The sequence below is a fragment of the Mesorhizobium sp. BR1-1-4 genome (genome assembly GCF_020165375.1).
Classification (GTDB): domain Bacteria; phylum Pseudomonadota; class Alphaproteobacteria; order Rhizobiales; family Rhizobiaceae; genus Mesorhizobium; species Mesorhizobium australicum.
Genome location: NZ_JAIUIB010000007.1, coordinates 93472 through 115169 on the forward strand (window position 1 = coordinate 93472; position 21698 = coordinate 115169).

Consider the following 21698-nt stretch of genomic DNA (forward strand, 5'->3'; position numbering starts at 1 on the left):
CCGCCACCGCAAGCCAGGGATCACGCAAAGTTACTGTGCGTAATTGTCGCGTAAGGTCCGGGCGATCCTACTGCCGTCGCCAGCCGGCGTCGCCATCCTCGACCCGGTCGAGATGCTCGAGCAATTGCTCAAATCGGTCCGGAATGTCGGGTTCGATGCGGAAGGCTGGCAAGGTGCGCAGAAAGCGCGTCACTGCCTCGGCGCCGAACTGGCGCCGAACCTCCGCAGCGAGCCTTTCTCCTTTTTCAAGCTTGTTGCGGGTCATCATTTCAAAAATCCTGCGTCGGCTCCGAAACTCCCCCAGCAGCGGAATGGTTCCCACATCACCGCCTCGTGGCAAGCAAAGCCGGCAAGTACGGTAAAATTTGAATTAAAATCGAAGCGTCCCCACCGTGCTTTCCTGGTCGGGTCGCAGGCGCCTGCGGTCGCTTTCCCCTTGATTTTTGGCCTGCGAACCTCGATATCGGGCACAAAATCCATACCATTCGAGATGACGGGAAACGGCGATGAGCGACCAGGCAAAAGACGAACGCACGCCCAATGAAGCCGAGGCGGCCGAGGCCAATGCCGAGCGCACGGAAGGCAGCACCGATGGCGACTACGAAGCGCTTGTACGGCTGCTGAAGGAAAATGAAGAGCTGAAGGACCGCGCGCTGCGGGTCGCGGCCGAGATGGAAAACCTGCGCCGCCGCACCGCGCGCGACGTGCATGACGCGCGCACTTATGCGGTGGCGAATTTCGCCCGCGACATGTTGTCCGTGTCGGACAATCTGCGCCGCGCCCTGGATGCCATTCCGGCCGAGGCCAAGGCATCGGGGGATGCCGGCTTCAAGGCGCTGATCGAAGGCGTCGACCTGACCGAGCGCGCCATGCTGTCGGCGCTGGAGCGGCATGGGGTCAAGAAACTCGCTCCCGAGGGCGAGAAGTTCGATCCCAATTTCCACCAGGCAATGTTTGAAGTGCCCAATCCCGATGTTCCGGCCAACACCGTGGTCCAGGTCGTGCAACCGGGCTATTCGATCGGCGAGCGGGTGCTGCGCCCGGCCATGGTCGGCGTCGCCAAGGGCGGTCCGAAAATCGCCGCCGACGCGCCGGTCGAGCCAGGGCCGGTCAATGAGCAGGCCGAGAAGGATGCGTGATTAGTGGGGTAGCGATAGAGAGTTGTGAGTAGCAGGGACCGGGCCGGGGAGGCGCCTGCTTCGCCAATTGCCATTCACTACTGACTACTTCACTACTCACTCCATGAACCCGATCGCTCTCCTCGACTATGCCGGCGTTGCCGTCTTCGCGGCGACGGGGGCGTTGGCGGCGTCGCGCAAACAGCTCGACATTATCGGCTTCCTGTTCCTGGCGAGCGTCACCGGCATCGGCGGCGGCACGCTTCGCGACGTCATCCTCAATCTGCCGGTTTTCTGGGTCGCCAACTCCAGCTACGTGCTGATTTGCGCGGCGGCCGCTGTGCTGGTTTTCTTTGCCGCGCACCGTATCGAATCCCGCTGGAAATGGCTGCTCTGGCTCGACGCCATCGGGCTGGCCGCTTTTTCGGTGATGGGTGCGGCCAAGGGACTGGCCATTACCGGTTCGCCGGTCGTCTCCGTCATCACCGGCGTGCTCACCGCCACGTCCGGCGGTATCCTGCGCGATCTGCTGGCCGGCGAACCCTCGGTGCTGCTGAGGCCGGAAATCTATGTTACGGCCGCTCTCACGGGCGCTGCCATCTTCACGGCTGGCGACGTCACAGGATTGCCGCCGATCGTTTCAGAGCTGGCCGGCTTCGCCGCGGCGTTCGCGGTTCGCGGCGGCGCGCTCCGTTTCGGCTGGACCTTTCCAGCCTACAAGAGCCGGCCCGGCCGGCGGCCGGAAGACATTCCGTGAGGAGAGGGAGTAGGGGAGTGGTCAGTAGTCGCCGAAGCGCGAATCCTGTCGTCTTGACTACTGACTACTGCCTAATCGCTCACGCGGCGAAGCGCTGCGCTTCCCCGCCATAATAGTTGACGTAGCGGGCACCGATCTCCTTGACCGGCATCACGACGAAAATGTCGACCGTGGAGAATTCGCGGTCGATGACGCAACCATCGCCGATGCGAGCGCCGACCCGCAGATAGCCCTTGACCAGAGGCGGCATCGCCGCGATCGCCGCCTTGGTGTTGACCGCCTCGATTGGCATCAGGTCCATGGAGCAATAGCGCCCCGACACAGCGCGCACGTCCCAGGCCGAGTTGGTGCGGCAGTGATGGGCAAGATAGGTGAGCGCCTCCGCATGCGCGGCCGGCACGGTGCCATGGAACGAGGCGCAGCCGGTCATCACCCCGATCTCGTAGTGATTGATGTAGGCCCAGATGCCTTGCCATAGCGCTTCGATGGTGCGCTTCGAACGGTATTCCGGCAAGACGCAGGAACGGCCGAGTTCAAGGAAACGCTGGCTGGGATGGCGGGCGATGAGCTTGGTCAGCTCGAATTCGCCTTCGGAATAGAAGCCTCCGGCGGTTGCCGCGATTTCTTGCCGCAGCAACCGATAGGTGCCGACGATGCGACGGTGCTCAGGGCCGGAAAGCGTGGTGTCGAGGACGAGCAGATGGTCGCAGAGCGGGTCGAAGCGGTCGGCGTCGCGGCGGTCCTGCGCCTGGAACAGATCCTTCCTGGCGCCAAGCTCGTCATAGAATACACGGTAACGCACTTCCTGCGCGGCCGCGATCTCGGCCTCGTTGCGGGCGAGCCGCACTTCGAGATTGCCGATACGGCCGAGCGCCGCGCCCTTTATGACGGAATCGACATTACGTCCGGCGAGCAAGGCGCTGCTGGCGTTCGGCCGAGTGTCACATTCCGGCATAACTGTATGCACGAGTGATTCTCCTTCGAGCCATCCCTCTTGGCACGGGGATACGGTGTAGGTGCAACAGGATTGTGACAGTACCGTGATACGGCGTCGCGGGCAATACTTCGTCGGCTGGCGAAAACGGTCAACCGGCTACGTTGCGTCACAAGACCCCAGGCGCGTCGCGTTCGCGGGCGCCGAAAATGGGCTGGTTTTTGGCGGCCTTGACCAGCCACGCACCCGGAAAAGATGGCTCAAGCGGCGACCTGGCCCTCGACGGCACTGACCAGCGCATCGGGGTCGAGCGGCTTGGTGACGAAGCCGCTGGCGCCGTGGGCGAGCACCGCATGGCGGGTCTTTTCCTGGCTGTCGGCCGACAGCACCATGATCGGCACCGGCGGCACGGAGGCCTCCTCTTCATGGCGGCGGATCGCGGCAATGGCGTCCAGTCCGTCCATGACGGGCATATGAAGATCCATCAGCACCACGTCGAAGCGGTGCTTGTGGCCGGCACCGGTGACCGCCTCGACGGCGGCCTTGCCGTTGCCGACCACCTTGACGCGATGCCCGGCCTTCAACAGCGTCGCGCGGGCCAGCATGGCATTGATGTCGTTGTCCTCGGCGATCAGCACGGACAGGCCCTGCTGGCGTTCGCCTGAGGCACGAAGCGCCGGTGCGCGGCGTTTTTCCGGCTGCGGCTGGGCCAGGACCGGTGCGTGGCTGCTCAAAAGGACACGCAAAAGTGTTCCTCCGCGCACTGGCCGGGCAAGGAAAGTCGCGTAGCCGCTGGCACGAAACTCGCCCAGCATGCCGCGGTCGGTGGGTGCGATCAGCGTGACGGCTTCGCAATCGGAAAACCCATGCTGGCGAAGCCGCTTGAGCAGCCTTCCGTCACTCTCTTCCATGGCCGCGTCGACCAGAAGCACGTCGCAGCCGTCGGCAAAGGATGCGGCCTGAGCCACGGTGGTGGCGATTCCGGCCGCGCCGCCATTGGAGCGGATGGTGCGGGCGATGGCGTCGGCCTCGACGGTGTTCTTGGATACGATCACGGCGCGTCGCCCGGCAAGCGCGTTCAACCGGCCCTGCGGCGGCTCGGTGGCTGATGTGGCGGGAATCTCGAAGACGAATTCCGATCCCTGGCCAAGCCGGCTGGAAACCGAAATCGTGCCGCCCATGGCGGCCACCAGGCGCTTGGAGATGGCAAGTCCCAGTCCAGCACCGCCATGCGTGCGCGTCGAGGTGCCGTCGGCCTGCTCGAACTCCTCGAAGATGCGCTCCATGTCCTCGTCGCGCAGGCCGGGACCGGTATCGGCGATGGTGAAGCAGATGCGGTCGCTGGTCTCGGTTCGGGCGCGCGCTACGCTGACCAGCACGCCCCCACTGTCGGTGAACTTGATGGCGTTGCCGATGAGGTTGAGCAGCACCTGCCTGACCCGGCCCGGATCGGCGGTGATCAATTGCGGCACATCCGGTTCGACATGGCAGCCGAGGCCGATATTCTTGGCGAAGGCGCGCGCGGCCATCAATTCGATGATGTTGTCGGCGATCTCGCGCACCGACATGGGCTGCGGTTCAGGATCGAAGCGTCCGGCCTCGATCTTGGAATAGTCGAGCAGGTCCTCGATCAGGGCAAGCAAGGCGCTGGCCGAGGTCGAGATGGCGCCGACATAGGTCTGCTGCTCCGGAGAAAGGCTGGTGTCGGCGAGCAGCCTGGCCATGCCCATGATGCCGTTCATCGGCGTGCGGATCTCATGGCTGACGGTGGCGAGGAAGCGCGACTTGGCCTGGCTCGCGAATTCGGCCCGCTCGCGCGCGGTGATCATGGACGACTCTGCGCGCTTGCGTGCTGTGATGTCGCGGGCGATGGCGCGATGCGAAACGGCACCGCTGTCCTTTTCGCGCACCGACAGCTCGATCCAGGAGAACCAGCGCGGGCCCGTCGGCGTGCGGATGGCGACGTCGGTGGAACTCAGGCATTCATGATCCGAGAAAGCCGCATCGGGAACAATACCGACCTCGATGCCGAGTTCGGCCAACGTCTTGCCGGCAAGATCGCGCGGATCGGTTTCAACGAGGTCGGCGAACACCTTGTTGGCGTAGACGATGTAGCCGTCGCGGTCGCGATGGATGACGAGATCGCCGAGCGCGTCGATGAGACCGCGAAAGCGCTCCTCGCTTTCCTGCATCTCCCACATGCGGTCGGCCAGCGTCTCGATCTCGGCGCGGTTGCGGGCGGTGGTTTCGCCGAGCAGGACCGCGGTGCGGCGTACGCTGCGTCTGGCGCGCAGATGCATGGCCAGGCCAGCAAGGCCGGTTGCCAGCAAGGCAAGGCTAATGAAGACTGGCGCCCCGGTCAGGGATGAGAGGCCGGCCAGCAGCATGACGGCAACGAAGGTCAGGATCGGCAGGCCTTCGCGCTTGGCCGGTTGCTGATCAGGGACCAGCGGCGGGGGGGCGATAAACCGCCGCGCCGATACCGGCGGTTGCGCCGATGCCGCATCGATGTCGTCGCCGGCGTCGGCCTGTTGGCTGTCGGATTCCGCGATCATGCGAAATCCTTTGCCAGACAGAGATTATGGAAAATTGCGGGGGATCGTTCGAATTTTAGCGGATCGGGCGTTTTTGGCCCGGCGGCGACGTATTTGCCACCAATGTGGCAATTCCGCCCGGCGCCTGCCACCCCTGAGCCGGGTCACATGTCGACGACGACGCGGCCGCGGATCTTGCCGTCGACGATGTCGTGTGCCGCACCGATGATGCCGTCGAAGCCGATGGTCGTGGACAGGCTGGCGAGCTTGTCCACATCGAGATCGGAGCCGATGCGCCGCCAGGCCTCGAGGCGTACGGCTTTCGGCGCCATCACCGAATCGATGCCGAGCAGGGAGACGCCGCGCAGGATGAAGGGGGCGACACTCGACGGAAGATCCATGCCGCCCGCCAGGCCGCAGGCCGCGACCGCGCCGCCATAGGAGGTCATCGACAGCACATTGGCCAGCGTGTGGCTGCCGACCGAATCGATGCCGCCGGCCCAGCGCTCCTTGGCCAACGGCTTGGCGGGTTGGTTGAGTTCGTCGCGCGATATCACCTCGGCGGCGCCGAGGTTGATCAGGTAGGGGCTTTCGGCGTTGCGGCCGGTCGACGCGATGACATGGTAGCCGAGGCTGGACAGGATCGAGACCGCGACCGAACCGACGCCGCCGGCAGCACCCGTCACCACGACAGGTCCGCGCTCAGGCAGGATGCCGTGCCGCTCCAGCGCCATGACGCAGAGCATGGCCGTGTAGCCGGCGGTGCCGACCGCCATGGCATCATGCGCGCTCATGCCCTCCGGCAGGGGCACCAGCCAGTCGCCCTTGACGCGGGCGCGCCCGGCGTAGGCGCCGAAATGGGTTTCGCCAACGCCCCAGCCGTTCAGGATGACCTTATCGCCCTTGCGCCAGTCGGGATTGGTAGAGGAGATGACGGTGCCGGCAAGGTCGATGCCCGGCACCAGTGGCCATCGACGGATCACCGGCGCCTTGCCCGATATCGCCAGTCCATCCTTGTAGTTCACCGTCGTCGCCTCGACCGCGATGGTGACGTCGCCCTCCATCAGATCGGCGTCGGTGAGATCGGTCACGGCGACCGACTGTTTTTTCTCGGCATCGCGCGAAACGAGGATGGCTTTGAAGGTTTCGGTCATCTTTTTCTCCGCGAACTTGCTCGGCGTGACTGTGCGGCGATGGCCGCGCGGGGTCAATCCTCGGAAGGCTTGGCGTTCGGAGGCGTGGGTTCACGCCGCCAGCCGATGAGTTCGTCGAAGACGACCAGGGCCGCGCCCACCGAAATGAAGGCATCGGCAAGGTTGAAGACGGCGAAGGACCAGACCGGCGTGTGGAACAGGATGTAATCGATGACGTGGCTATAGACGGCGCGGTCGATCAGATTGCCCAGCGCGCCGCCGATGATCAGGGCAAAGCCGGTGCGGGCGATGACATGGCCCGATGGCGTGCGCGTGGCGAGGTAAAGCACGAAAGCGACGACCAGCACCGCGATGACAACCAGGCCGATGTCACCGAAGGAGGAGAACATCGAGAAGGCGATGCCGGTGTTGTAGGTGCGAAACAGCGCCAGGAAGGGCAGGAGGTCGAGCTTTTCCTGGAAGGGCAGTCCGGCTTCGACCCGCGTCTTTATCCACTGGTCGAGCGCGATGGCCACGATGACGAGCAGCGCGTAGGGAGACCATGATTTCACGATTGGGCAACCCTCATTGCTGGTCCGAAATTGGTTCGAGCTTCAGCGCGCCGCGCCGGATCTCGAACAGCATGATGCCGGTGGCGACCGCCAGATTGAGCGAATCGGCACGGCCCGCCTGCGGAATCCTGAGCAGCCTGTCGCAGCTTGCCGCCAGGCTTTCGGGCAGGCCCTGCTGCTCATTGCCCATCATCAGCAGCACCGGCCCGCGGGAAAAATCGACCGAGCGATAGTCGACCGCGCCTTTCAGATGCGTGCCGGCAACCAGCCCTGAAAAGCCGCCGCGCCAGGCAAGGAATGCCTCCGTCGTTGCCTTGGCCACCGGTATGGCGAAGATCGACCCCATGGTGGCGCGCACCGTTTCCACCGAAAACGGATCGGTGGTGTCGCCGACCAGGATGACGCCCTTGGCGCCGACGGCATCGACGGTGCGGATGACGGTGCCGAGATTGCCGGGATCGCGCACCCGGTCGAGCGCCACCCAGACATCGCCATTGTCGGCACGAATGTCCTTCAGGGCCAGGAATTTCTGCGAGAAGACGCCGACCACCATTTGCGGATTGTCGCGGCGGGTGATGGCGACAAGCACCTTTTCCGATACTTCGAGCACGGTGCCGCCGGCGGCGACCGTGCGTGCCGCGACCTTTTCCACGGCCGCGTTGCCGCGTCCTGCCTTGGCGAAAACCAACGTCCTTATCTGCCAGCCCAAGTCGAGCGCATCGATGACCAGCTTCAGCCCCTCGGCCATGAAGGCGTTCTGCTGGTCGCGGAATTTCTTCAAGGCAAGTGCCTTGATGTCCTTGACCAGCGGATTGGCAAGGCTGGTGACTTCCTTCACCTGACCGGGCGCGCCGGCATGCCGTTCGTTCATGTCAGGCCACCCAGCGCGAAAACAGTGACGTCGAAAGCGCCCGGCCGGCGGACTTTTCACGGATGATCAGCTCACCCGATTCAACCTTGCCGCCCATGCCGGCGAACGTGTCGCGCACCAGAGCGTGGATGGCGAAGAAGGAGGCACGGATCGAATAGGCGGTCAGCACCACGGCAAGCGGTCTTGGGGTCAGGATCGAGCGACAGAGGTCCGTCAGATCGGGAAGATCTTCGAACAATTGCCAGACCTCGCCCTTGGGGCCGCGGCCATAGGCCGGCGGATCGAACAGGATGATGTCGTAGCGGCTGCCGCGACGCTCCTCGCGCTCGGCGAACTTGACCGCGTCGTCGACGATCCAGCGGATCGGCTTGCCGCCAAGTCCGGATATCTCCTGGTTTTCGCGAGCCCAGCCGATCGCCTTCTTCGAGGCGTCGACATGGGTGACCTCGGCGCCGGCGCGCGCCGCCACCAGCGAGGCAAGGCCGGTATAGCCGAACAGGTTGAGTACCTTGACTGGCCGCCTGGCGGCCGCGATCAGCCCGGCCATATGGTCCCAGTGCGACGCCTGCTCGGGAAAGACGCCGACATGGCGAAACGAGGTGAAGCGGCCGAGATAGTCGATGCCGTCATGCTTCATCGGCCAGGTTTCGCCGAGCGGCGTCCTGGGAAAACGCCAGCGACCGATGCCTTCCTCGTCGGTGTCACCGGTGAAGATCGCGTCGGCACGCTCCCAGTCCTTTGCCGGCAGAGCTTTCTGCCAGATGGCCTGGCCCTCGGGCCGCACGATGCGGTAGGGGCCATATTGTTCAAGCTTTTGTCCAGCGCCGCTGTCGAGCAGCGCGTAATCCGCGTTGGGTGCCACTTCGAGGATTACCGGAAGTTGCTCAGCGGGCAGGACGCCGTCGCGACGGGCAAGGTTGCGGGGCGTGGATTTCGGTGCGGGCTGGTCCGGCTTCAGGTCTTGCCGCGGCCTGACCTCCGGCCTGGCCACGCCGCGACCTTCCGGTGGACGCGATTGCGCGGCTTCGCCTTTACCCGGCTGGTGCGGGCGGCCGTCGCGGCGTTTGTCGCGAAAAGACTTCAAGAGACAGCTTCTCCGGCGGTTCGGCCCGCTTCTGCCACAGCTATGCCCATCGGCGCAACAAACCCGCGCGACATTGCGACTGCGCGATTGGGGCGATTGGGGCAATTGCGGCGATTGCGGATGGCTTAGCCGCCACGCCCGATCGAAAGCAGTGCGACAACCAGCGAAACGAAGCCGGCAGCCTTGGCCGCCGTGACGGCCATGTGGCCGGTTTCCCAGCGCAGCCGTATGGCGTCGAAATTGTCTGGAATCGGCCCTGGCACCCAGGTGGCGAGAACTTAATTGGCCGGTTTGACGAGAACGAACCAAAGTACGAGGGATAGCGCATAGAGCAAGGTGGCGGCGAGTGCGAACCAGAACGCCGACCGATCTTGGCGCAGCAGCCACGCCAGCAGTCCCGGGCAGATGATTGCCGCGACATCCAGCGGCGCGCCAATGATTGCGAAGAGCAGGAACTGGCCGTTGAAAACGGTGGCCTCGCGCCAAAGCGCCGGGGACCATCGGGTGAGCCGGGGCACCGATTCCAGGACATGGGCGAAGGACGGCCCGAGGCTGAGCGCAGCGATCATGGTGGCCAAGACAGACCAGAACAGCAGGAAGCCATATAGTCGCATGACGCAACAACGGTTCCGGGCCGAAGCCGTTCCGAACGGCCGCACTTGCCATTGCCGCGGCCCCAGCCCTATCGTTTGGCGCTCCGGCACTGCGGGCCGATTAGCGGGCAAGCGTTGGCCGACGGACAACTGGCCAATTAGGAACAGAAATGAGCGCGTATTGGATCGCCGTGGCGTCGGCCGAACATGTCCGGCGCGGCCGCAAGGGCGGCTTCATGCAGGTCAACCATGGCAAGGCGGCACCGCCGCGCCGCGTCAGGCCCGGTGATGGCATTGTCTATTATTCGCCGACCACAATTTTGAGCGAAAAAGACGGTCTGCAGGCGTTCACGGCGATCGGCATGGTGCGGGAAGGAGAGCCCTATCAAGGCGACATGGGCGGCGGCTTCACACCGTTCCGCCGCGATGTCGACTGGGCGCAGGCACAGGAAACGCCGATCAAGCCATTGCTTGAGAGGCTGGAGTTCACCTCAGGCAAATCGAACTGGGGTTACCCGTTGCGCTTTGGCTTGTTCCCGATCAGCGTGGCAGATTTCGCTTTGATCGCGGAGACGATGGGCGCCAAACTCGCTTTGACTAGCCCCTGAGCGCCTTGTAGACGGCAATGCCGGCGGCCAAATCCTCCAGCGCGGCACCGACCGACTTGAACAGCGTAATCTCGTCCGGGCTGCCGCGACCTTCCTTTTGGCCGCGCGCCAGTTCGTGCAGGTCGGCGACGATGGCTTGTGGTTTTAGCACGCCTGAGGCCAGTGGCTGGACGATGTCGCCGGCTTCCTTGGTGGCGCCGGCACGGGTGTCGACATAGACGCGGGCGCGCATGATCGCGTCGTCATCGCTTTCGCGCATCGCAGGCGTAAAGCCGCCGACCAAGTCGACATGGGTTCCGGGCCGCAGCAACGTGCCCTTGATCAGAGGCGTGGTGGTGATTGTCGCCGAGGAGACGATGTCGGCCTGGCCAAGCTCGGCATCGAGATCGGTCGCGACGCTGGCCGCGAAGCCCTCGGCGCGCAGATCGGCCGCGACTTTCTCGGCGTTGGCCGGGGTGCGGTTCCAGATGCGGATGGTCTTGATTGGCCGCACGGCGCTGTGCGCCTTGGCCAGGAAGGGTGACAGCGCGCCGGCGCCGACCACGAGCAGCCGCGAGGCATCGTCGCGGGCGAGATAGGACGCCGCGAGGGCCGAGGCGCACGCCGTGCGCCACTGCGTCAGCCGCTGGCCGTCGATCAGGGCTTCCGGCTCGCCGGTGCTAACATCGAGCAGGAGATAGAGCCCCATCACGGCGGGCTTGCCGACGGCGTTGTTGTCGGGCGAGACGGTGACGATCTTGACGCCGATATGGCCGCCGGCGGAACGGCCCACGGCGTGAAAATCGGTCCATGCGGGCATCAGCAGCAAGGTCGACGCCGCGCCGTCAGGCCTTTCGACCGTGTGATGATGCCTGACCGGCTGCACCGCGCCCTCGCGAAATGCCGTGCGCAATGTCTCGACCAGTCCAGGAAAGGTCAGCGCACGATCGACCTCAGCGGCCGAAATGGTCAGCATGAAAAGCTCCGTGAAAAGAAACGCCGACCTGCGGCTCAATTGGTCGGCTTCGGCAACGCCGACCCTTGGGCCGGTGCTTGGGCTGATGCCTGCGGCACCGAGGGCGTGCGGCTGACTGCCTGGCGCAGGTTTTCGGCCTCGACACCGCGCTGGCGCGCCAGTTTGCGGTAGTGGCCCTGCTTCACCCATGTCGCCAGGCTGCCGACGACCATGCCGATGGCGAGCGCCAGGAACAGGAAGATGAACAGCGGCAAGGTGAGCGTCAGCTTCGGATTTCCGGGATTGAACGGGTCCAGCGTGAAGGCGACGAGTTCGCGGTTGGCGACTGCCAAAGCGATCAGGATGATCGCCAGGGGCACGAAGACCACGATGAGTATGAAGCGATTGAGCATGATGTTTTCCGTCGCAAGCGGGCCGATAAAGCCGTCCAGCGCTGACGCGCCTACTTGCCGCCGTTCAGCCTTTCACGCAACTCCTTGCCGGTCTTGAAGAACGGCACCCATTTCTCCTCGACCTCGACGGATTCGCCGGTGCGCGGGTTGCGGCCGGTGCGGGCAGGTCGGTTCTTCACCGAAAAAGCGCCGAAACCGCGCAATTCGACCCGGTTGCCCTCGGCAAGCGCGTCGGTGATTTCATCGAAGATCGCGCCGACGATGTTTTCGACGTCGCGCAGGAAAAGATGCGGATTGCGCGTGGCAATAATCTGCACAAGCTCGGACTTGATCATCAGACGGGTCCCCGTGAAAGCAGTTCGGCCAAAATTATCAGGATGATTTTATTTGCTTTTTCAGCTGTCCCAACGCGTCTCAAGGGTGCCAGACGGAAACGAGACCGTCAAGAAACAAGCGGTCGGCGCCAAGTTCATGGATCACGTCGCCGCCGGAGTCCGGCAGGCCGAGCGCGCCGGCGATCGTGCGTGCCATCGCCTTCGAGAACAGGAAACCGCCACGCCGTTCCGTGTCCTTCCAGTCGACCACCTTGAGCTTGGCATCGACACCCTTGGTCGCCAGCCAGTCGATCGCCACGGACTCGCCGCCGACGGCGTCGATCAGCCCGTTGGCAACACCCTGGCGGCCAGTGAAGATCGAACCGTCGGCCAGCGCCAGCGCCTGTTCGTGGGTCATCTTGCGACGTTCGGCGACGATGCCGACGAACCAGTCGTAGCTGTCCAGAATGAGCTTGCGGACCATGGCGCGCTCGTCGTCATTGGTCGGCTTGAAGGGCGAGGGTGAGGCTTTCAGCGGCGAGGACTTGACCTCCTCCAGCTTGACGCCGAGCTTGTCCATCAGGCCGCTTACGTCGGGATACTGGATCAGCACGCCGATCGAGCCGACGATCGAGGTCTTGCGGGCGACAATATGGTCGGCGGCACTGGCGATCATGTAACCCGCCGACGCGGCGAGCGTGCCGACCTCGGCCACGACAGGCTTGTCGGCGGCCAGCTTGCGCACCTCCTCGTAGATCGATTCCCCGCCGACGGTGGTGCCGCCAGGAGAATCGACCACAAGGATCACGCCTTTTACTTTCGGCGACTGGCGGATAGCCTCCAGCCGCTTGATCAGTTCGTCGTCCTCGGTGATGGTGCCTTCGATCCTGACCTTGGCGATGTGGTCGACGGCGGAGCCGCCGAAATCGTCGCCATAGAACCAGGCCGACACCGCAATCACCCCGAGCGCCACGATGCCGAAGGCCGCGACACGCCAGAAAGTCAGCTTGCGCCGCAAGCGGCGGCGGTCGATCAGGTCGTCGGCTCTCAATGCCATCGTCAGCCTCACAGTCATCGGGAAGAGACGCTTTTAGACCATGATGTCTTGATCGGGAAGCAGTTCCGTCCCGCACATGGCGCGGCAATCCGCGCGCGGCGGTCCGTGTTGTCTGTTTTGTGACTGGCCTGTGCGGGCGACGCAAGGTAAGTGGGAAGAACTTCGGTGGTGAAAAAAGACGCAAGGGCGTCTATTTCTGCTATGAAGCACTGGCTGTTGCGCTGACCCGGGTTTCGTTTGTGCACGGCAGCTGTCACATTTTTGCGGTTTTCGTCGGCTTGTGCTTGCGCGAGGGCGCTGGCGTCCCACCTATAGGCGGTGCTCCCGGGGCAGGGTTTTAGAAGAAAGCAGTCATGTTAGCGCGACCGAATGAACCGACCAGCCCGGAGACGGAGTTGGCTCCCCCGGCGGATGACTGGACGCGGGGCGAAGCTTTCGACCGCGCCCAGCGTCATTCACGCCGCGTGCGCGTACTCAAATTCGCCGTGCCCTTGGCCGCGGCATTGATCGCCGTCGCCTTCCCAGTCTATTCCTACCTCGCCGCGCCCGTTTCCGTCGCGGTGCAGGCCGAAGGCACCGCCTTCTCGAACGGTAAGCTGGTGATGGCCAATCCCAAACTCAATGGTTTCACCAAGCAGAAGCAGCCCTATTCGATGACGGCGCTGCGCGCCATCCAGGATGTGAGCACGCAAGGCATCATCGAACTCGAAGGCATCGACGCCAAGGTGCCGATCGCCCCCGACAATGTCGCGGCGATTAAAGCCTCGCGCGGTACCTACGATCGCGACGGCAATACGATGAAGCTGAACAGCGACGTCACCATCAGCACCACCGACGGCATGCAGGCCAAGTTCAAATCCGTCTTCCTCGACATGGGCAAAGGCACTATGAAGACGGATGATCCCGTCGATGTTAGCCGTGGCGGGTCGCAGATCAGGGCGGATTCGATGTCGGTCCAGGACAATGGCAAGATCCTGGTGTTCGAGAACAAGGTTCGTGTCAACATCGATCCCGCCGTTCTGAAGGCGGCTGAGGCAAAGGGCGAAGAAGCGAATGTGGCTCAATAATTCGACACGGCTTGCGGCCGCAACTTCGGCGCTGTTCCTGCTCAGCCTGGCGCCGTCGCTGGCGCAGTCGGGAGCGGCCAGCCAGGTGTCGGGTCTCAAACTGGCCGGCGACAAGCCGATCCAGATCGAAAGCGACAAGCTGGAAGTCCACCAGGCCGACAGCGTCGCGATCTTCACCGGCAATGTCACCGTCGTCCAGGGGCCGACGCTGATGAAGGCCGGCAAGATGATGGTCTACTACGTCAAGGACCCCAATGCGGGCGCCAAGGGCGCCGAAGCCGCCGGGGCGGCAGCCATGACCGGCTCGGCCAACATCGATCACCTGGAGATCTCCGACAAGGTCTACATCAAGTCGGATCAGCAGGTCGCGACCGGCGATCAGGGCAGTTTCGACATGAAGAGCCAGGTGCTGGTGCTTTCGGGCAAAAAGGTCGTCCTTTCGCAAAACGACAATGTGCTGGTCGGCTGCAAGCTCACCGTGCAGATGAAAACCGGGCTGGCCCAGGTCGATCCATGCGCTGGGCAGCGTGTGCAGATGTCGATCACACCGCCGCCGAAATCGGGAGCGACGAACCCCTGATGGTCAGCCTGTCGTCGCTGACGGCGCGTCTTCCGGGACGGGCCGCAGGCAAGCTTTCGGCGCCGGCCACGGTCGACAAGGCGAAGTTCAAGGGAACCTTGATCGCCAAGGGTCTGACCAAGAGCTACAAGGGCCGCAAGGTCGTCAGCGGCGTCACGCTGGGCGTGCGCGCCGGCGAGGCCGTCGGGCTGCTCGGCCCCAACGGCGCCGGCAAGACGACCTGTTTCTACATGGTCACCGGCCTGGTGCCGGTGGATGAAGGCACGATCGAGATCGACGGCTTCGACGTCACCTCAATGCCGATGTATCGTCGCGCGCGCCTCGGCATCGGCTATCTGCCTCAGGAGGCCTCGATCTTTCGCGGGCTCAATGTCGAGCAGAACATCCGCGCCGTGCTCGAAGTGGTCGAAAAGGATCGCAAGGTCCGCGAGCGCAACCTCGACGAACTGCTCGAGGAATTTCACATCAGCCATCTGCGCAAGGCGCCGTCCATGTCGCTCTCGGGCGGCGAAAGGCGGCGCCTGGAAATCGCGCGCGCGCTGGCGACGCGCCCGGCCTACATGCTGCTCGACGAGCCCTTCGCCGGGATCGATCCGATCGCCGTCGCCGATATCCAGCAGTTGGTGCGTCACCTGACGGCGCGCGGCATCGGGGTCCTCATCACCGACCACAATGTGCGTGAGACGCTCGGCCTGATCGACCGCGCCTACATCATCCACGCCGGCCAGGTGCTCACTCATGGCCGCGCCGACGAAGTGGTGGCAAATCCTGACGTGCGGCGGCTTTATCTCGGCGAGGGTTTTACGCTCTGAGCGTGAAATTTGTTTTCTGATACGATTTTTTGCGCGCCGGCGACCTGTTTTCCGCGATTTTGCTCCGGGATAACGCTCCGGTAAGCCGGTTTTGCTAGGCTTTGCCTTGACAAGCAAAAGCCGGGCCAGTTTCTATGGCCGGCCGTGAAATTCATTTCCGGAAGTTGGGACGCGTATAGGAGGCGTTTGAAACCGAACCATGGCATTGGCGGCCAAACTACAGCTCCGACAGTCGCAGTCGCTGGTGATGACGCCGCAGCTGATGCAGTCGATTCGGCTGCTGCAGTTCACCCATACCGAGTTAGAGCATTTCATCGACGAGGAGATCGAGCGCAACCCGCTTCTGGAGCGCGCCGAGCCGCAGGATGATGCCGCGAGCGACCAGGCGCAGAAGCTCGACGTAGAGCCGCAAGCAGCCGCCGATGGCGACTGGTTCGAGAACGAGGCGGGATGGAGTGCCGAAGCCATCTCGGAAAAGCTCGATACGTCCCTGGAAAACCTGTTTCCCGACGATCCCGGCACCAGCGAGCGGTTGGGCCCCGACCTGACGGCGCAATGGAAATCGGCTTCGGGCAGTGGAGGCTCCTCGTCCGAGGGGCTCGACGCCGGCGACATGGCTGCGAGCGGGATCACGCTGCGCGACCATGTCGGCGAGCAAGTCGCGCTCGCCTTCATCGATCCCGTCGCGCGGCTGATCGCCGGAGAACTTGCCGATGGGCTCGACGAGGCCGGCTATGTCAGGGCCGATCTGGCGGAGATCGCCGCGCGGCTTGGCACCGACGAGGTGGCGGTGGGCGAGGTGCTGGCGGTGTGCCAGACCTTCGAGCCGACCGGCCTGTTTGCCCGCGACCTCGCGGAATGCCTTTCGCTGCAGCTTGCCGTGCGTGACCGTCTCGATCCGGCCATGAAGGCCCTGGTCGCCAATCTCGAACTGCTGGCGCGCCGCGATTTCCAGACGCTGAAGCGGCTCTGCGGCGTCGACGAGGAGGATTTGCTGGACATGCTGGCCGAAATCCGGGCGCTCGACCCGCGGCCGGGCATGGCGTTTTCTGGCGGCGCCAGCGATGCGATCGTCGCCGATGTCGAGGTGCGGGCGGCCAATGACGGCAGCTGGACCGTCGAACTCAATGCCGAAACGCTGCCGCGCGTGCTCGTCGACCACATCTATTTCGCCCAGGTGTCGCCGCACGCGAAGAACCAGGCGGAAAAGGACTTCCTGGCCGAGTGCCTGCAGAACGCCAACTGGCTGACACGGAGCCTCGACCAGCGGGCCAAGACGATCCTCAAAGTGGCCTCGGAAATCGTGCGCCAGCAGGATGCCTTCCTCGTCCATGGCGTGCGCCACCTGAAGCCGCTCAACCTGCGCACGGTGGCAGACGCCATCGGCATGCACGAATCGACGGTCAGCCGGGTGACCGCCAACAAATACATGCTCACCCCGCGCGGCGTGTTCGAACTGCGCTATTTCTTCACGGCCTCGATCGCGGCATCGGGTGGTGGCGATGCGCATTCCTCGGAAGCGGTGCGTGATCGCATCAAGCAAATGATCGACGAGGAGAAGCCCGTCGATGTGCTGTCGGACGATGCTATTGTCGACATGCTCAGGGAAAGCGGCGTCGATATCGCCCGGCGCACGGTCGCCAAGTACCGGGAGGGCATGAATATTCCCTCGTCGGTACAGCGCCGGCGCGAGAAACGGGCGCTCGCCAGCGCCGGCCGCTAGGCGTTCACGATTTCCACAGCTTTCAAGTTTCATTGACAAGCCACGGTGAAGTGGCTAGAAGCCCGCCCGCATGAGACGGGCTTGATGCCCGCTAGCGGATGGTCCGTCACGACAATGACCCGGGACGGTCAAGAAGGCGGCTTGTGATCAACCGGAAAGTTCGGATTTAAATCGGCGCGAGTGACGCCGCAAAGCTTGTGCGCACGGATCACGAGTATAAACTCGGGCCAGTTTGAAGCCTGAGCAAGGAAGGTCAGTTTTCAGATGAATCTGCGCATTTCGGGAAAGCACATGGATATCGGCGATGCGTTCCGTACACGCATCAACGATCGTGTCGGTGAAGCGATCGGCAAATATTTCGATCGTGGCTTCGCGGGGCATGTCACCGTCATCAAATCGGGCTCGCGCTATTCCGCGGATTGCATGATCCGGCTGGATTCCGGCGCCTCGCTGCAGGCCACCGGCGATGCCCAGGACCCGACACTCGCCTTCGAGGCCGCGGCCGATCGGCTGGAGACCCGGCTCCGGCGATACAAGCGCCGTCTGAAATCGCACAATTCAGGCAATGGCAATGGCGAGTTGACCGACATCGCTTACACGGTGATGGCACCGCTTGCCGATGACGATGAGGAAATCCCGGAGGATTTCGCACCGGCCATCGTCGCCGAATCGACCATGACGTTGAAGACCATGTCGGTGGCCTCGGCCGTCATCGAACTCGATACCAAGGACAGTCCCGTGCTTGTTTTCCGCAATGCCGGAACCGACCATCTCAACATCGTCTATCGCCGGCCCGACGGAAACATCGGCTGGATCGATCCGTCCACGACCAAAGTCGCACAGGGATAAAAGCCAGCCGCACGAGGGGTGGGGACTGGCGCGGCAGGCGAACAAGGATTTTCAAGCATGGATCTGAGCGATCTTATCAGCGTTCCGGCGATTTTGCCGGCGTTGAAGGCGAACTCCAAGAAGCAGCTACTGCAATTGCTGTCCGAGCGGGCAGCAACGATTTCGGGCATTCCGGAACGGGAGGTGTTCGACACCATCCTGCAGCGCGAGCGCCTGGGCTCGACCGGCGTCGGCAACGGCATCGCCATCCCGCACGGCAAGCTCGCGGGCGTGAAGCGCATCGCCGGCGTTTTCGCCCGGCTGGAGACGCCGGTCGATTTCGAATCACTGGATGACCAGCCGGTCGATCTGGTGTTCCTGCTGCTGGCGCCCGAAGGGGCGGGTGCCGATCATCTCAAGGCACTGTCCCGCATTGCGCGCGTGCTGCGCGACGCCGACACCGTGGCAAAGGTCAGGGGCACGCGCGACGCCGCGGCGATCCATGCGCTTTTGTCGGATACGCAGGCCTCGCACGCGGCCTGAAGCCATCTTTTTAAATATTGCTCCAAGGGCCGCCATGAGCGGCCCTTTTCAGTTCAGCCAACCAATTGTCTTTAATGAATGGCGACGGTGGTCAGGTCGTTTTCCATGGCGCCGGCCAGCGCGCGGTCACGCGCGTCGGAAAGCAGGATCGGCTGGCCATTGGCCCCAAACAGGGCCCACAGCTCCATGCCGGGCGCGATTTCACCGATGTTGGGGAAGCGGCCGAGCAGTTCGTCGCTCGAGACCTTGCGCAGATAGGCGACAGAGCCTTCGCCGAGATGGGCGAATTCGCCGCTGGTCATGGTGATGGTTTCGTCAGTTCTGGTCATTTCAAGCCTCCTTGGCGCGAGGACGCCGCTCAAGGCCATCCCGCATGAGAGCCATCGGTGAAGATCAGTCTTTCACCGATATGTTTATTTTCCGTACCAGCCGTTCCGACTCCGGCCGATCAAGGTCGATCGACAAAAGGCCGTTCTTCAGCTCCGCCGCGATCACACGCATGCCGTCGGCCAGCACGAAGCAGCGCTGGAACTGGCGTGCGGCAATGCCGCGATGAAGGAATTCGCGCTCGGTATCGTCGGTCTGGCGACCGCGCACGACCAACTGGTTTTCCTCCGTTGTCACATCGAGATCGCTTTCGGCGAACCCGGCGACGGCGAGTGTAATGCGCAGCCTTTCGGCCTTGCCGTCGGCACCGCTCAGGCGCTCGATGTTGTAGGGAGGGTAGCTGTCACCGGACTTCGCCAGACGCTCCAGGGTCTTTTCCATGGCGTCGAAACCCAGGAGAAGCGGGCTGGAGAAAGGCGTCATTCGGCTCATGTTACACTGTCCTCTCAAGAGCGACATAAACTGGAAAAACCCAAATGGCATTTTTCCCGATGGTCTTGATATGGTCCGCCCCGCGACCAAGTTCAAGCCACCAAAAGACCCGCCCAAGGAGACCATGTCGCGGACCCACGGAAATAGCCCAGGATCATCGTGGACTCACAGGAATAATCGACATGGCGCTTGAATCGACGCGCGGATGCAAGGAGAAGCGCGCAGGCCGGAACCGTCCCCCGTCAAGCGGTTCAGCAGCTTTGCAGCCGGTTGGCGTCTTTCGGGCGCAGGACCGGCCCGGTGAGCTGATGGCCAGCCAAACAAGGAATTGAAATGCCCCAACCACGCAAGATCATCATCGACACCGATCCCGGCCAGGACGACGCCATCGCCATTCTGCTGGCGCTTGGCAGTCCTGAACTGGAGATCGCCGGCATATCGGCCGTCGCCGGCAACGTGCCGCTGAAGCTCACCGAAAAGAACGCCCGCAAGATCTGCGAACTGGCCGGCCGGCCCGAAATCAAGGTCTACGCCGGCGCCATCCGTCCGTTGGCGCGCGAACTGGTCACGGCCGAGGAGGTCCATGGCAAGACCGGCTTGAACGGACCGGATTTGCCCGAACCGACAATGAAGCTGCAGGACCAGTATGCCGTCGATTTCATCGTCGAGACGCTGATGAAGGAAGAGAGCGGCACCATCACGCTCTGCCCGCTCGGACCGCTCACCAATGTTGCGCTGGCGCTGATCCGAGAGCCCCGGATTGCGCCGCGCATCAAGGAAATCGTGCTGATGGGCGGTGGCTTCTTCGAGGGCGGCAACGTCACGCCCACGGCCGAATTCAACATCTATGTCGATCCGCATGCCGCCGACGTCGTCTTCCGGTCCGGCATCCCGATCGTGATGATGCCGCTCGATGTCACCCACAAGGCGCTGACCACGTCCAAGCGCATCGAGGCGTTCCGCAAGCTCGGCACCAAGGTCGGCATCGCCGCCGCCGAGATGTTGGAATTCTTCGAGCGCTATGACGAAGGCAAATACGGCACGGATGGAGGGCCGCTGCACGACCCCTGCGTCATCGCCTATCTCCTGAAGCCCGACCTGTTCAAAGGCCGCCATTGCAACGTCACCGTGGAAACCGCCTCCGAACTGACCATGGGCATGACCGTGGTCGACTGGTGGGGGGTCACCTCCAGGGAAAAGAACGCCATGGTGATGCGCGACATCGACCATGATGGGTTTTTCGCGCTGCTGGTGGAAAGGCTGGGGCGGCTTAACTGACGTTTGGAATCGCCGACAAGCGCGCGGTGTCACCGGCGCGCGTTGTCACCCATTGAGCAATCGATAGGTGTCGACGCCGCGCTTGTGGTGTTGACGTTCAATAGGAACGAGTGAGCCAACAAGATGCGGTCGCTCGACGTCGTCGTCGATCGAAATCCGCGTGTTGCCGTCATCAAGGCGCACGTCGTAGGTGTAGTATAGATTGTGACCTACCATGGCATACGGGCTGACAGGTTTCACTCTGATGTATTCTACCACGGCCATCACGCGTTGAGTGGTGACGACCGGATTGGCCTGGAGCCCTACAACCGCAATGGATTTCATCAGCGCAAAGGCGCAAAAGAAAGCGGTGCCGATCACTGCGTCGCTGTACTCGTATTGCCAAATAAGCAAGCGATCCCGAAAGGAAACGTTTGATTTGCGCATAGTGAAGAGTTGTGCAGCAGCGTACAATTCTTCAATATGTCTCCGCAAAAATTTATGGAGAAGGCGCTTTCGCCGTTACTTTGCCTTCGAAAACGCCAGCCACAGGCCGCCGCCGACCATGAAGCTGCCGCTGATCCGCGACAGGAGCTTGATGCGGCTGGCTGACAGCATGCGCCCGGCGCGGCCGGCGGCGAGCGCATAGGTCGAGTCCGACATGGCGGCGAAGATCATGGCGGTCAGGCCCATGATGACGATCTGCAGTGGGTAGTTGCCGGCGGGAGAGATGAACTGCGGAAAGAAGGCGCCGAAGAAGATCAGCGTCTTTGGATTGCTCAGCGCCACGGCCAAGCCCTGCAGGAAGAAGCCGCCGCGTGGTTTGCGAGCGGTTCCGTCGGCGTTCAGCGTGCCCTTCGAGCGGAACATCTGCACGCCCATCCAGATCAGGTAGGCCGCGCCGATCAGCCTGACCCACTCGAACCAGTGGCCCATGCCCGAAATCAGCGTGTTGAGGCCGATGCCGACGATGGCGATCATGACTGCAAGGCCGGCTTGCGTGCCGACGACGTTGGCGAGGCCGGCGCGGGAGCCGTGGCGGATGCTGTTGGCGATGATCAGGGTCACCGTCGGCCCAGGCACCAGGATGATCACGATGCAGGCAAGAACATAGGCGGCGTAGCGTTCCAGCGACATGATTTTTCCT

At 63.2% G+C, this 21698-nt stretch carries 25 protein-coding genes and 1 pseudogene; 10 read left to right on the plus strand and 16 right to left on the minus strand.

What is annotated here, in order from left to right:
- Positions 1–67: 67 nt before the first annotated feature.
- A complete protein-coding gene (locus LB571_RS16795; RefSeq protein WP_023781176.1) occupies positions 68–268 on the minus strand; it encodes a hypothetical protein in 201 nt (66 codons plus the stop codon).
- 238 nt (positions 269–506) lie between these two features.
- Here LB571_RS16795 and grpE point away from each other — a divergent pair, with 238 nt between their 5' ends.
- The gene (gene grpE, locus LB571_RS16800; RefSeq protein ID WP_015315702.1) at positions 507–1139 is read left to right on the plus strand and encodes a nucleotide exchange factor GrpE; all 633 of its coding nucleotides are present in this window, start codon (positions 507–509) and stop codon (positions 1137–1139) included.
- A gap of 103 nt (positions 1140–1242) precedes the next feature.
- Positions 1243–1875 carry a trimeric intracellular cation channel family protein gene (locus LB571_RS16805; RefSeq protein ID WP_140618884.1) on the plus strand — a complete coding sequence of 211 codons (633 nt, stop codon included), beginning with the start codon at positions 1243–1245 and terminating at the stop codon, positions 1873–1875.
- Between the two features lie 79 nt (positions 1876–1954).
- Here LB571_RS16805 and LB571_RS16810 read toward each other — a convergent pair whose 3' ends face one another.
- The 7 genes and pseudogenes from LB571_RS16810 to LB571_RS16840 form a co-directional block, all read right to left on the minus strand.
- Complete coding sequence (locus LB571_RS16810) at positions 1955–2830, minus strand: GNAT family N-acetyltransferase (protein ID WP_041163320.1); 876 nt, start codon at positions 2828–2830, stop codon at positions 1955–1957.
- 239 nt (positions 2831–3069) lie between these two features.
- Positions 3070–5364 carry a PAS domain-containing hybrid sensor histidine kinase/response regulator gene (locus LB571_RS16815; RefSeq protein WP_224596127.1) on the minus strand — a complete coding sequence of 765 codons (2295 nt, stop codon included), beginning with the start codon at positions 5362–5364 and terminating at the stop codon, positions 3070–3072.
- 143 nt (positions 5365–5507) lie between these two features.
- The gene (locus LB571_RS16820; RefSeq protein WP_224596130.1) at positions 5508–6497 is read right to left on the minus strand and encodes an MDR family oxidoreductase; all 990 of its coding nucleotides are present in this window, start codon (positions 6495–6497) and stop codon (positions 5508–5510) included.
- 53 nt (positions 6498–6550) lie between these two features.
- On the minus strand, positions 6551–7048 hold the full coding sequence (gene lspA / locus LB571_RS16825; RefSeq protein ID WP_015315707.1) for a signal peptidase II: 498 nt from the start codon (positions 7046–7048) through the stop codon (positions 6551–6553).
- 13 nt (positions 7049–7061) lie between these two features.
- The gene (locus tag LB571_RS16830; protein WP_015315708.1) at positions 7062–7919 is read right to left on the minus strand and encodes a TrmH family RNA methyltransferase; all 858 of its coding nucleotides are present in this window, start codon (positions 7917–7919) and stop codon (positions 7062–7064) included.
- 1 nt (position 7920) lies between these two features.
- Positions 7921–9003 carry a class I SAM-dependent rRNA methyltransferase gene (locus LB571_RS16835; RefSeq protein WP_015315709.1) on the minus strand — a complete coding sequence of 361 codons (1083 nt, stop codon included), beginning with the start codon at positions 9001–9003 and terminating at the stop codon, positions 7921–7923.
- Positions 9004–9128: 125 nt separating this feature from the next.
- Positions 9129–9617, minus strand: a pseudogene (locus LB571_RS16840) (DUF1772 domain-containing protein).
- 149 nt (positions 9618–9766) lie between these two features.
- Here LB571_RS16840 and LB571_RS16845 point away from each other — a divergent pair.
- Positions 9767–10204: an EVE domain-containing protein gene (locus tag LB571_RS16845; protein ID WP_224596133.1), complete on the plus strand. Its 438-nt coding sequence runs from the start codon at positions 9767–9769 to the stop codon at positions 10202–10204.
- On the opposite strand, the gene LB571_RS16850 is transcribed toward LB571_RS16845, so the two are convergent.
- The 4 genes from LB571_RS16850 to sppA form a co-directional block, all read right to left on the minus strand.
- Positions 10194–11159, minus strand: a complete 966-nt coding sequence (locus tag LB571_RS16850; protein WP_224596136.1) for an ornithine cyclodeaminase family protein — start codon at positions 11157–11159, stop codon at positions 10194–10196. The genes LB571_RS16845 and LB571_RS16850 overlap by 11 nt on opposite strands.
- A 35-nt stretch (positions 11160–11194) precedes the next feature.
- Positions 11195–11551: a DUF1049 domain-containing protein gene (locus LB571_RS16855; RefSeq protein ID WP_224596142.1), complete on the minus strand. Its 357-nt coding sequence runs from the start codon at positions 11549–11551 to the stop codon at positions 11195–11197.
- Between the two features lie 50 nt (positions 11552–11601).
- Complete coding sequence (locus LB571_RS16860; RefSeq protein ID WP_006200394.1) at positions 11602–11886, minus strand: integration host factor subunit beta; 285 nt, start codon at positions 11884–11886, stop codon at positions 11602–11604.
- Between the two features lie 79 nt (positions 11887–11965).
- The gene (gene sppA / locus LB571_RS16865; RefSeq protein WP_224596145.1) at positions 11966–12922 is read right to left on the minus strand and encodes a signal peptide peptidase SppA; all 957 of its coding nucleotides are present in this window, start codon (positions 12920–12922) and stop codon (positions 11966–11968) included.
- Between the two features lie 353 nt (positions 12923–13275).
- Here sppA and lptC point away from each other — a divergent pair, with 353 nt between their 5' ends.
- The 6 genes from lptC (at position 13276) to ptsN (ending at position 18475) form a co-directional block, all read left to right on the plus strand.
- On the plus strand, positions 13276–13989 hold the full coding sequence (gene lptC, locus LB571_RS16870) for an LPS export ABC transporter periplasmic protein LptC (RefSeq protein WP_140661709.1): 714 nt from the start codon (positions 13276–13278) through the stop codon (positions 13987–13989).
- On the plus strand, positions 13976–14569 hold the full coding sequence (locus tag LB571_RS16875) for an LptA/OstA family protein (RefSeq protein ID WP_015315716.1): 594 nt from the start codon (positions 13976–13978) through the stop codon (positions 14567–14569). Before lptC ends, LB571_RS16875 begins: the two co-directional genes overlap by 14 nt.
- The gene (lptB, locus tag LB571_RS16880) at positions 14569–15381 is read left to right on the plus strand and encodes an LPS export ABC transporter ATP-binding protein (protein WP_015315717.1); all 813 of its coding nucleotides are present in this window, start codon (positions 14569–14571) and stop codon (positions 15379–15381) included. The genes LB571_RS16875 and lptB overlap by 1 nt, the downstream gene beginning before the upstream one ends.
- Before the next feature lie 199 nt (positions 15382–15580).
- The gene (gene rpoN, locus LB571_RS16885; RefSeq protein ID WP_224596148.1) at positions 15581–17104 is read left to right on the plus strand and encodes an RNA polymerase factor sigma-54; all 1524 of its coding nucleotides are present in this window, start codon (positions 15581–15583) and stop codon (positions 17102–17104) included.
- 264 nt (positions 17105–17368) lie between these two features.
- Positions 17369–17953 carry a ribosome hibernation-promoting factor, HPF/YfiA family gene (gene hpf, locus LB571_RS16890; RefSeq protein ID WP_015315719.1) on the plus strand — a complete coding sequence of 195 codons (585 nt, stop codon included), beginning with the start codon at positions 17369–17371 and terminating at the stop codon, positions 17951–17953.
- A gap of 57 nt (positions 17954–18010) precedes the next feature.
- Complete coding sequence (ptsN, locus tag LB571_RS16895) at positions 18011–18475, plus strand: PTS IIA-like nitrogen regulatory protein PtsN (protein ID WP_015315720.1); 465 nt, start codon at positions 18011–18013, stop codon at positions 18473–18475.
- Positions 18476–18546: 71 nt separating this feature from the next.
- On the opposite strand, the gene LB571_RS16900 is transcribed toward ptsN, so the two are convergent.
- The gene (locus tag LB571_RS16900) at positions 18547–18804 is read right to left on the minus strand and encodes a DUF1150 family protein (RefSeq protein ID WP_015315721.1); all 258 of its coding nucleotides are present in this window, start codon (positions 18802–18804) and stop codon (positions 18547–18549) included.
- A gap of 64 nt (positions 18805–18868) precedes the next feature.
- Entirely contained in the window at positions 18869–19294 is a 426-nt protein-coding gene (locus LB571_RS16905; RefSeq protein WP_013893014.1) for an Hsp20 family protein, read from the minus strand.
- A 333-nt stretch (positions 19295–19627) separates the two neighbouring features.
- Here LB571_RS16905 and LB571_RS16910 point away from each other — a divergent pair, with 333 nt between their 5' ends.
- Positions 19628–20572: a nucleoside hydrolase gene (locus LB571_RS16910; protein ID WP_015315722.1), complete on the plus strand. Its 945-nt coding sequence runs from the start codon at positions 19628–19630 to the stop codon at positions 20570–20572.
- Positions 20573–20617: 45 nt separating this feature from the next.
- On the opposite strand, the gene LB571_RS16915 is transcribed toward LB571_RS16910, so the two are convergent.
- The gene (locus tag LB571_RS16915) at positions 20618–21025 is read right to left on the minus strand and encodes a hypothetical protein (protein ID WP_181173958.1); all 408 of its coding nucleotides are present in this window, start codon (positions 21023–21025) and stop codon (positions 20618–20620) included.
- Between the two features lie 48 nt (positions 21026–21073).
- Entirely contained in the window at positions 21074–21688 is a 615-nt protein-coding gene (locus LB571_RS16920) for a LysE family translocator (RefSeq protein WP_224596151.1), read from the minus strand.
- Positions 21689–21698 lie beyond the last annotated feature (10 nt).